This window comes from Shewanella sp. NKUCC06_TVS, assembly GCF_019345515.1.
Classification (GTDB): Bacteria; Pseudomonadota; Gammaproteobacteria; order Enterobacterales; family Shewanellaceae; genus Shewanella; species Shewanella oncorhynchi.
Genome location: NZ_JAHKQX010000023.1, coordinates 57,964 through 68,285 on the forward strand (window position 1 = coordinate 57,964; position 10,322 = coordinate 68,285).

Consider the following 10,322-nt stretch of genomic DNA (forward strand, 5'->3'; position numbering starts at 1 on the left):
TAGGCTTAGAACATATGCCGTTCTAGGCCCGTGACATCTAATATTTTAGTGGCAATTTCTTCCACGGAATGATTAGTGGTGTCTATGTAAGGAATGCGTTCGCGTTTAAACAGCATTTCCACTTCTTTGACTTCTAAGCGGCACTGTTTGAGCGATGAATAGCGGCTATTCTCCATTCGACTCTGACGGATTTCATGTAAACGCACGGGATCAATCGTTAAACCAAACAGTTTTTTCTTATTGCGTTTCAGCGCTTCAGGTAACTTAAGGTTATCCATATCATCTTCGGTGAAAGGGTAGTTTGCCGCTTTTATACCGAACTGCATTGATAAATACAGGCTCGATGGCGTTTTGCCACAGCGAGAGACCCCAAGTAAAACCAGATCGGCTTGATCCATATGTTTCATGGTCTGGCCATCATCGTTATCCATGGCGAAATTAATGGCATCAATACGCGCTTCATAGCCGTGATTCGCTTTTCCATGGGTTCTATGTACAACTGGAGAGGCAGAAACACCTAAATGTTGTTCGAGTGGGGCCACAAAAGTATTCAAAAAATCATAATCAACCCCTTCACTCGAGTAGATGATGTCGCGGATCTCGGCTTTTACGATGGAATGGAATACTAACGGCCGCTCACCTGTTGTAATAAAACAATCATTAATTTGTCGCTTAACTTGCTCCGCTTTCGTCAGAGTTTCGACAAATGGAATCGTAAGTGACTCAAATTCTAATGGAAATTGCGAGAGAACCGCATGACCAAAAACTTCAGCTGTGATCGCTGTCCCGTCGGAGATATAGAATACTTTTGGTGCCATACTGACCTCTTGTAGTAATAAAATTACAAATAAAATTATAGATTTACGCGTGTTCGACAGGAGTGTAAAATGCCGCTGCCCTCGTGTGAAGGGGCCACTGAAATAAACTTGCGGAGATAGAACTGTGCAGCAATACGTACTCTGGTATCAAGAATTAGGCATGGGTGACGTCAACTTGGTTGGCGGTAAAAATGCTTCTCTAGGCGAGATGATCAGCAATCTGGCCAATGCCGGTGTTCAAGTACCTGGCGGATTTGCGACAACTTCCCATGCGTTCAACGAGTTCCTTGAACAAAGCGGAGTTAACCAGAAGATTTATGACATTCTAGCCACACTGGATGTAGATGATGTCAATGCGCTGGCTAAAGTAGGTGCACAGATCAGACAGTGGGTTATCGACACTCCATTTCAACCAGCATTAGAGCAAGCGATTCGTGAAGCTTACGATAAACTTGCCGCTGAAACTAGCGAAGCGTCATTCGCGGTACGTTCTTCTGCAACAGCTGAAGATATGCCAGATGCCTCTTTTGCGGGTCAGCAAGAAACCTTCTTAAACGTGAAAGGATTTGAATCCGTACTGACAGCGATCAAGCATGTGTACGCTTCACTCTTTAACGATCGCGCTATTTCCTACCGTGTGCATCAAGGTTATGAGCACCACGGTGTTGCCTTGTCTGCTGGCGTACAACGCATGGTTCGTTCAGATAAAGCGGCTTCAGGTGTGATGTTCACTATGGACACTGAATCTGGCAATAACGATGTGGTGTTTATCACTTCATCTTTTGGTCTGGGTGAAATGGTTGTTCAAGGCGCGGTAAACCCAGATGAATTTTATGTTCATAAACCTATTTTAGCCTTAGGTCACAAGGCTGTTGTGCGCCGTAATATCGGTAGCAAGCTCATCCAAATGGTGTATTCAGATGATGCTGCTCACGGCAAACAAGTCAAAATTGAAGACGTGACTGCTGACAAACGTCGTCAATTCTCTATCAATGACGCTGAAGTCGAAGAATTAGCCAAACAAGCCATGGTGATCGAAAAACATTACGGTCGTCCAATGGACATCGAATGGGCAAAAGACGGCAACGATGGCAAATTGTATATCGTTCAAGCGCGTCCAGAAACGGTTCGTAGCCGTGAAGATGTGCAATTGATTGAACGTTATCACTTAAAGAGCCGTGGCGCTGTGATCTGTGAAGGTCGCGCTATTGGCCATAAAGTGGGTACTGGCGTAGCCAAAGTATTAACGTCAATCGCCGATATGGATCAAATCCAACCTGGTGATGTGTTAGTGACAGACATGACAGATCCTGATTGGGAACCTATCATGAAGCGCGCAAGTGCTATCGTCACAAACCGTGGCGGTCGTACCTGTCATGCGGCGATTATCGCCCGCGAATTAGGTGTGCCAGCGGTGGTGGGTTGTGGTGACGTGACTGACCGTATCAAGAATGGTCAAATCGTGACTGTTTCTTGCGCCGAAGGTGACACTGGCTTTATCTACGAAGGTAAACAAGAGTTTGAAGTGATTTCAAACCGTGTTGATTCGTTGCCTGCATTGCCAATGAAAATCATGATGAACGTGGGTAACCCTGATCGTGCATTTGATTTCGCCCGTTTGCCAAACGAAGGTGTGGGTCTAGCGCGTTTAGAATTCATCATCAACCGTATGATTGGCATCCATCCCAAGGCACTGCTTGAGTTCAATCAACAGGATGCAGCACTGCAAACTGAAATAAACGAGATGATCGCGGGTTATGAATCACCGGTTGAGTTCTACATTGCCCGTCTGGTTGAAGGTATTGCGACTATCGGTTCAGCTTTCTATCCGAAGAAAGTGATCGTACGTATGTCAGACTTTAAGTCTAACGAATACGCAAACTTGGTTGGTGGTGACAGATACGAACCAGAAGAAGAGAACCCAATGCTGGGCTTCCGCGGTGCGAGCCGTTATATCTCTGAATCCTTCCGTGACTGTTTTGCCCTTGAGTGTGAAGCGATTAAACGCGTTCGTAATGACATGGGTCTGAAAAACGTTGAAGTCATGATCCCATTCGTTCGCACAGTGAAAGAAGCTGAGCAAGTGGTCGGCCTGCTCAAAGAGCAAGGTTTAGAGCGTGGTAAAGACGGTTTACGTGTCATCATGATGTGTGAAGTGCCTTCAAACGCCCTGTTAGCAGACCAATTCCTTGAGCATTTCGATGGCTTCTCTATCGGCTCAAACGATTTAACTCAGCTGACACTCGGCCTTGACCGTGACTCAGGTATCATTAGCCATTTATTCGATGAGCGTGATGAAGCCGTTAAAATGCTACTTTCATTAGCCATTAAAGCGGCTAAAGCGAAGGGCGCTTACATAGGTATTTGTGGTCAAGGTCCTTCAGATCACGCTGATTTTGCCGCTTGGTTGGTAGAACAAGGCATAGATACAGTGTCATTAAACCCTGATACTGTGATTGATACTTGGTTGTATTTAGCCGAAGCGCACGGTTGATCTAGATAGTAATTTTATAAACTTGTTAAAAAAGCCGCTTTTTAGCGGCTTTTTTTTGTTTATAATGGCGCCATAACGATAATTGACAGAAGCCATCTATGCTACCCCTGCTATCACATCAACAAACATTAGAGCCAGTGTATTTGGCATACCTTGATGCACTGGAGCAAAGTGAGTATTCCGGTGATATAGACAAACGTTACAGCGCCCGTTTAGTGCAAGCAACGGACAACTCTGTATATCAATTTTTGCCTCAAGCTGTGTTATATCCTAAAAATCAGCAGGATATCCAAATTGCATTGACGCTGGCTGCTACTGACGCATTTCGCAGCGTGACCTTCAGTGCGCGGGGCGGTGGTACGGGCACCAACGGACAATCTCTGACCCATGGTTTGATTTTGGATGTGTCGCGTTACATGAATCGTGTGCTCGAAGTGAATGCTGAGCAAGGTTGGGTTCGAGTCGAAGCTGGCGTGATTAAAGATGCGCTTAACGATGCATTGCGTCCCCATGGATTCTTTTTTAGTCCCGATTTATCCACTTCAAACCGCGCCACTATTGGTGGCATGATCAATACCGATGCCTCGGGTGCGGGCTCACTGGTCTATGGTAAGACGTCAGATCACGTGCTGGCGCTGCGTAGCGTGTTGATCGATGGCAGTGTGCTGGATACGCATCCCCTAGATGCGGGACTACTGTGTAACCCCGATAATGTCAGTGATAATCCACTGGGGCAGAAATTGTTTTCTGCTGTGGCGGCGGTATGCCGTGAAAAGCGTACTCAGATTGAAAACCAATTTCCTAAGCTCAATCGTTTCCTCACTGGCTATGACTTAAAACACGTGTGGAACGACAACCTGACGCAATTCGATTTATCACGAATTCTGACGGGCTCAGAGGGCACGCTTGCGGTGATAACCGAAGCCAAACTTAATCTCACCCCGCTGCCGACTGAGCGCGCTATGGTGAACATTAAGTACGATTCGTTCCAATCGGCATTGCGTCATGCGCCATCCTTAGTTGCCGCGCGGGCGACTGTGGTTGAAACCGTCGATTCAAAAGTGCTTAACTTAGCCCGTGAAGATATTGTCTGGCATTCGGTGGCTGATCTTATCCAAGAAGTGCCTGGTAAAGTTATTGATGGCCTCAATATGGTCGAATTTGCAGGTGACACGGTCGAAGTTGAGCAAAAGCTCGCGAGTTTGGAAGCTGTGTTAACTGAGCAGATCAGCAAAGGCGAGTGCGGTGTATTGGGTTACCAAGTGACGCAAGATAAGCCGAGTATCGAAAAAATTTACGGCATGCGTAAAAAAGCCGTTGGCTTACTCGGCGCCACTAAAGGTCGCCGTAAGCCTATCGCCTTTGCTGAAGATACTGCGGTACCGCCCGAAAAACTCGCCGATTACATTATGGAGTTTCGCGCGTTACTCGACGGGCATAATCTGCAATACGGTATGTTCGGCCATGTGGATGCGGGCGTGTTGCATGTTCGTCCAGCGCTCGATATGTGCGATGTTGAAGATGAAAAATTACTACGAGTCATTTCTGATCAAGTCGCGGCACTGACACTTAAATACGGCGGTCTAATGTGGGGCGAGCACGGTAAAGGCGTGCGCGGTGAATACGGTCCAGCTGTCTTTGGTGATGAACTTTTCGGTGTGTTGCAAGATATTAAAGGTTTGTTTGACCCCGATAACCGACTCAATCCCGGCAAGCTTGTGGCGCCTAAAGATACAGGTGCCCTCTATTACGATGTTGACAGTGCTAAGCGCGGTAAGTTTGATCGACAAATCCCCGTTGATGTGCGTGATGCGTTCCCCGATGTGATGAATTGTAACGGTAATGGCCTGTGTTTTAATTACAGTAGCTATTCGCCCATGTGCCCATCGTTTAAGGTGACGGGTGACAGAGTGCAGTCGCCTAAGGGGCGTGCAGGGCTCATGAGAGAGTGGCTAAGACTGCTTGAGGCTGAAGGGGTTGATGTTAATGCCCTCGCCAAAGCGAAACCTTTTGGTATATTGCAGCGCATACAAAATACCATCAATTCCAAACGTGATTATGATTACTCCCACGAGGTGATGGAATCGCTCAAGGGCTGTTTGGCCTGTAAAGCCTGCTCTGGACAATGTCCGGTAAAAGTGGATGTGCCTAAGTTTAGGGCGCAGTTCTTCAATATATACTATCAACGCTATTTAAGACCCGCGAAAGACTATCTCGTTGCAGGGATTGAAGATAGCTTGCCATTGATGGCCGCGGCACCGCGTCTCACTAACTTTGTCGCACAAAATCCATTGAGCCAATGGGTGATTAAACAGGCGATTGGTTATGTGGATGCGCCTGCGTTATCTGTGCCGACTTTGAAGCAAAGACTCGATGGTCATGCAAGCCGCGGTTACGACTTAGCTGCGTTGCAAGCGATTCCAGAAGAGAAGCGCTCGCAGTTTGTGTTGGTGGTACAAGATCCCTTTAACAGTTTCTATGACTCAGGTCTTGTGTTGCGCTTTATCCAATTAATTGAAAAACTCGGCTTAAAGCCGGTGTTATTGCCCTATAAACCCAATGGTAAGCCAACACATATCAAGGGATTTTTAGATAAGTTTGCTAAAACGGCGCAGTCGAGTGCGGACTTTCTGAACCAAGTCCATAAACTGGGCATGCCCATGGTCGGTATCGATCCTGCCTTAGTCTTGTGTTATCGCGATGAATATCGTGAAGTCTTAGGGGCTAATCGCGGTAATTTTGAGGTCAAGTTAGCCAACGAATGGCTACTGAATGTCATCAAAGATTTACCTGCAAAAGCTGCGCAAGGTAAGCAATATACTTGGTTTAGTCATTGTACCGAATCGACTGCCAAGCCAAATACCGCCAATGAGTGGACTAAAATCTTTGCCCATTTCGGTGCTAAGTTAACCGCAGTTAATTTAGGTTGTTGTGGTATGGCGGGAACCTATGGTCATGAGGCGGAAAACCTCGAGCGCTCTAAGGCCTTGTTCGACATGTCTTGGCAGCAAATGTTAGCAAGAATTGAGCAGCCGCAAGTGTTAGTGTCTGGCTATTCGTGCCGTAGTCAGGTAAAACGTTTTGCCGGTTACAAGCCAAAGCATCCACTTGAGGCCTTACTTGAGTTAGTAAACGCGTAATGGTCCTTATTACTTAAATTGACCAGCAAGGCCGTAATTATCCTCACTGGTATATCCAAGTGTTGAATGTCACACTAAAGCCAGCCGCAAGGCTGGTTTTTTTATGGATGATGGAGGCCTAGATGGAAAAGATGACTTACAGTATTCAACACACGCTCAAACAATTCGCCGCTGATAGTAGGCTAACCTCGGTTGCGCCATTGTGCAGTGAAGTCCCATTGTTTGACATTAACGCCTTGGGTGATTGGACATATCTAGGCACATCGCTGCCAGCCAAGTTTGCTAAGTTGTTCGCCAGTATTTTGCATTGCATCGATGATGAGTATTTCTTAATTACCCCAGTGGAGAAGGTGCGAGTGCGGGTTGAAGATGCTCCCTTACTGATTGTCGATTTCGAGCGAGCGCAACCCCATTCGCTGCTCAATGTAAGAACCAGTATTGAAACACAGCACCATAAAGTCGATATAAAACAGATGAAGCTCACCGATGACAGTGTTTATTTGCCGCTTGAGCGCGGTTTATGGGGCAAATTAGGTCGGGCCTGTTACTATAATTTTGTGAATGAATTCAATTTATCTGATCTAGATGAGGAATGAGCTCGTAGGTTAATCGCATAATTTGCTGTGGTCTAAGCTAGTTTATTATGGGTTAAGTGGTAGTATTAAAACTAACTCTGGGTTCTTATGATGGCGTGCAGAGTAAGTGAAAACGCGTTAAACCTTTGCTGTAGGAGGTGCTGTTTGAATCGTCATGAAAGCTTAGGCTATCTTGTCTCCCACTTAAATATCGAGCTGCAAAATGAGCTTGATCTGCATCTTAAGCGATATCAACTCGATATAAAACTGTGGCCTGTGCTGTTTGCTTTGTGGCAAGAAGAGGGCATAAGCCAAACTGAATTGTCTAAGCGTTGCGATGTGGCAAATTACACTATGACGCGCTTACTCGATCAGTTACAGGTGCAAGGTCTTATTACTCGCCATCAAGAAGTCGATAATCGGCGTGCTTTCCAAATCTTTTTGACCGATGAAGCAAAAGCATTAGAGCAAGATCTTATCTGCGAAGCTGAGCGGGTCAATGAAAAATTCCTGTCAAATTTAAGTGAAGATGAACAACAGACATTCATTTTACTATTAAATAAAATCAACCGTTTGGCTTGAGATTTTGAATCTAATGGGTATGGAGGAAAACTGTGGTTTAGCCGTTTTTACTTCTATCTGTATGTGGTTATCTAAATCATTTTCCAGTTTAATCCCACCCACTATGCCTCACTTTGCGGGATTAAACTGGTTTGATTAATTCAAGTAAAGTGCAAAGACGCAAAGCAGACTTACGGCTATCACTGAGTGCTGTAAATAACGCCGGCTAGCTAATAAATTTTCTTTACCTTGTTTTAGGCTAGCGACGAGTCTATGTTGCTTATAAATTCGGCACATGAGTTCATCGGTTTGGGGATCGATAAGCAGTTCAAACTTGCAAGGCGCGCCGTCTTTAAGCTGAATGGTATGCTCGCTTTGAGGCTTAAAGTTAAGCTTGTGCGACACCATCTGGCCATTAACGAAGACCCGCTCTAAACCACTCCAATTGCTGGCTTGCAGTTCTACCACATCTTGGTTGAGATCATATTTGAAACGGATCATAGCGCTATCCTGTGCTGGGACCTGATAGACTAATTCAAGCAGACAAATATGACGTTTTCCAGCGTGATTAAATGAATATTCTGTGTCGAAATTAAAAGCGCGGTTAAACCATGAACTTAGTGATAGATTAAATTTTAGATAACAAAAAAGCGACCAGAGGTCGCTTTTTTCAATATTTGACGGGCATAAAAAATAATAAACGCGTAGAAAAATTACTGCTTAGCGGCTTCGATAATGGCTTTTGCCATTTCATCAGCCACGGCGCCGGTTGTACGGTTCTGCGCATCGGCTTGGCTGAATATTTTAAGCAGCGTGTTGTAAATTTCTTCTACTTTAGCCGTCGATTTTGCTGCGTCGTAATCTTTTTCGAACGACACGTTGATAATACCGCCTGCGTTGATCACATAGTCTGGCGCGTAAAGTATGCCCATTTCTTTCAGTTGTTCACCGTGGCGTACTTCGGCTAATTGGTTGTTGGCACAGCCAGCAACAATTTTGGCTTTCAGTTGCGGTAAGGTCGCATCGTTTAAGGTTGCGCCAAGGGCACAAGGGGCATACACATCCACATCTTGCGCGTAGATTTCTTGAGGCGCGACAACAATGGCACCAAAGTCGGTAGCGACTTTATCTAACGAGGCTTGATGAATGTCGGTAACAATCAGTTCAGCGCCTTCGTTATGCAAGTGTTTGCACAGGTAATAGCCAACGTGACCGACGCCTTGAACGGCGATTTTAAGGCCTTTAAGGCTGTCTAAACCAAGTCTATGTTTAACCGCAGCTTTGATGCCTAAATAAGTGCCAAGGGCTGTGAACGGTGATGGATCGCCACTTTTGCCTTCAAGACCCGCCATATAAGGGGTTTCTTCATGGGCGATCATAATATCAGCCGTAGTAGTGCCAACATCTTCCGCTGAATAGTAGCGGCCACCTAGGCTGTTAATCAAACGGCCAAAAGCACGGAACAGCGCTTCGCGATCTTGTCTTTTCGGATCGGCAATGATCACGGATTTACCACCGCCCATGGTTAAACCTGCTAGGGCATTTTTATAAGTCATGCCACGAGAAAGGCGTAATACGTCAGTCAGGGCTTCATCATCCGATTGGTAGTTCCACATCCTACATCCACCCACGGCAGGACCAAGGTTAGTGTTATGGATGGCGACAATGGCCTTTAAGCCACTTTCTTTATCATGACAGAATACAACCTGTTCATGTTCGTCAAAGGATACATGATTAAATACAGCCACGTGAATTTCTCCGCTATACACAATGAAAAAGCCGACGAGGTGAGCCTCTATCGACTGCTTGTTATATTTATTGCAGAACCATAGCATTTAGCGATACTCTCAACCATGCATAATGACCGAATAAATACATTATTTGTGGCAATTTAGCTTTCCACTTTACGTAAACGTAAGCTTTGCGATTAAGAATGGATTGTACTGAATTTAACGTAACGAATAGAATGAATCGCGTACTGATCCCAAGAATTAGGCTCGCGTTATAACAATAAGATAGGACGGAAGTATGACTGAACAAGCTGTCGACCAAACTCAACAAAATTTATCAGCTGAAGAAATAGAAAAGCTGCGTCAAGAGTGGGTCAGAACTCAATTTCAAAAAGCTAATCGTTTTCTCGCTGAAAAAGGCGTGATCCCAAGCAAAGTCCTAGCCGATGAAAGCCGTTATCTTGCGCCTTATATGGCGATTTGGAAGATGGAATCAAAGCGTCCAAGCAACAAAACCTATTGGGTGATGTCAGGTGATTTACCGTCGGATTTTGTCGATGTGAAAGTGGCGGCGACGGCCCGTGATGCCGTGCGTCATTTCTCTATGATGTGGCAAATGCAGGCGGAAAACTTAGTGCGTTCGGGTGCAACCCGTGATGCCACTCAGGCTAAATTTGCTCAACTATTAGTATCGCGTGCCGAGAGTTTATATCGTATGCACAACGACGATAAACTGTGGAATGCTTAAACTCAAATGAGTTGAGGATTGTATTTAGATAGTATTGAGTTAATACAGTCACTTGTGTTGATTGCTCAAAATAACGGCATAAATAATAAAAAGGCACTCAGTTGAGTGCCTTTTTTATACTGACTTTTATGTTGATTTCCTATGTTAACCTGAGATCGGTTTAACAAGCCATAACTGTAATAGCATTAAACTCTGCGTTAGTGATGTTCAGTTGTGGCTTATTGTCTTTCAATTGATAGGCGATGAGTCCCGCAAT

The 10,322-nt window shown here is 45.2% G+C and carries 8 protein-coding genes and 1 pseudogene; 5 read left to right on the top strand and 4 right to left on the bottom strand.

The window, feature by feature from the left end; all coding sequences use genetic code 11:
- Positions 1-5: 5 nt before the first annotated feature.
- Positions 6-818 (bottom strand): pyruvate, water dikinase regulatory protein, encoded by an 813-nt coding sequence (locus KO531_RS20570; RefSeq protein WP_028759725.1) that lies wholly within the window; start codon positions 816-818, stop codon positions 6-8.
- Between the two features lie 124 nt (positions 819-942).
- Here KO531_RS20570 and ppsA point away from each other — a divergent pair, with 124 nt between their 5' ends.
- The 4 genes from ppsA to KO531_RS20590 all read left to right on the top strand — a co-directional run bounded on the left by ppsA (position 943) and on the right by KO531_RS20590 (position 7,609).
- Positions 943-3,312 (top strand): phosphoenolpyruvate synthase, encoded by a 2,370-nt coding sequence (gene ppsA, locus KO531_RS20575; RefSeq protein WP_028759726.1) that lies wholly within the window; start codon positions 943-945, stop codon positions 3,310-3,312.
- 98 nt (positions 3,313-3,410) lie between these two features.
- Complete coding sequence (locus KO531_RS20580) at positions 3,411-6,452, top strand: FAD-binding and (Fe-S)-binding domain-containing protein (protein ID WP_219252126.1); 3,042 nt, start codon at positions 3,411-3,413, stop codon at positions 6,450-6,452.
- Between the two features lie 122 nt (positions 6,453-6,574).
- Positions 6,575-7,048 (top strand): DUF1285 domain-containing protein, encoded by a 474-nt coding sequence (locus KO531_RS20585; protein WP_168825406.1) that lies wholly within the window; start codon positions 6,575-6,577, stop codon positions 7,046-7,048.
- Positions 7,049-7,192: 144 nt separating this feature from the next.
- Positions 7,193-7,609 carry a MarR family transcriptional regulator gene (locus tag KO531_RS20590; protein ID WP_028759729.1) on the top strand — a complete coding sequence of 139 codons (417 nt, stop codon included), beginning with the start codon at positions 7,193-7,195 and terminating at the stop codon, positions 7,607-7,609.
- A gap of 135 nt (positions 7,610-7,744) precedes the next feature.
- Here the strand turns inward: KO531_RS20590 and KO531_RS20595 are convergent, their stop codons facing one another.
- Entirely contained in the window at positions 7,745-8,089 is a 345-nt protein-coding gene (locus tag KO531_RS20595) for a hypothetical protein (RefSeq protein ID WP_011789104.1), read from the bottom strand.
- Positions 8,090-8,301: 212 nt separating this feature from the next.
- Entirely contained in the window at positions 8,302-9,336 is a 1,035-nt protein-coding gene (locus KO531_RS20600; protein WP_028759730.1) for a Glu/Leu/Phe/Val dehydrogenase dimerization domain-containing protein, read from the bottom strand.
- A gap of 280 nt (positions 9,337-9,616) precedes the next feature.
- Between KO531_RS20600 and KO531_RS20605 the strand changes: the two genes are divergently transcribed.
- Positions 9,617-10,066, top strand: coding sequence for a DUF4826 family protein (locus tag KO531_RS20605; RefSeq protein ID WP_011789106.1), 450 nt, complete (start codon positions 9,617-9,619; stop codon positions 10,064-10,066).
- A gap of 160 nt (positions 10,067-10,226) precedes the next feature.
- On the opposite strand, the pseudogene KO531_RS20610 reads toward KO531_RS20605, so the two are convergent.
- Positions 10,227-10,322, bottom strand: a pseudogene (locus tag KO531_RS20610) (IS982 family transposase); the annotation flags it as partial.

Bases quoted from the DNA above. Each gene is read 5' to 3' on its own strand.
- KO531_RS20570 (WP_028759725.1), bottom strand. From the start codon at position 818: ATGGCACCAAAAGTATTCTATATCTCCGACGGGACAGCGATCACAGCT.
- KO531_RS20580 (WP_219252126.1), top strand. From the start codon at position 3,411: ATGCTACCCCTGCTATCACATCAACAAACATTAGAGCCAGTGTATTTG.
- KO531_RS20585 (WP_168825406.1), top strand. From the start codon at position 6,575: ATGGAAAAGATGACTTACAGTATTCAACACACGCTCAAACAATTCGCC.
- KO531_RS20595 (WP_011789104.1), bottom strand. From the start codon at position 8,089: ATGATCCGTTTCAAATATGATCTCAACCAAGATGTGGTAGAACTGCAA.
- KO531_RS20605 (WP_011789106.1), top strand. From the start codon at position 9,617: ATGACTGAACAAGCTGTCGACCAAACTCAACAAAATTTATCAGCTGAA.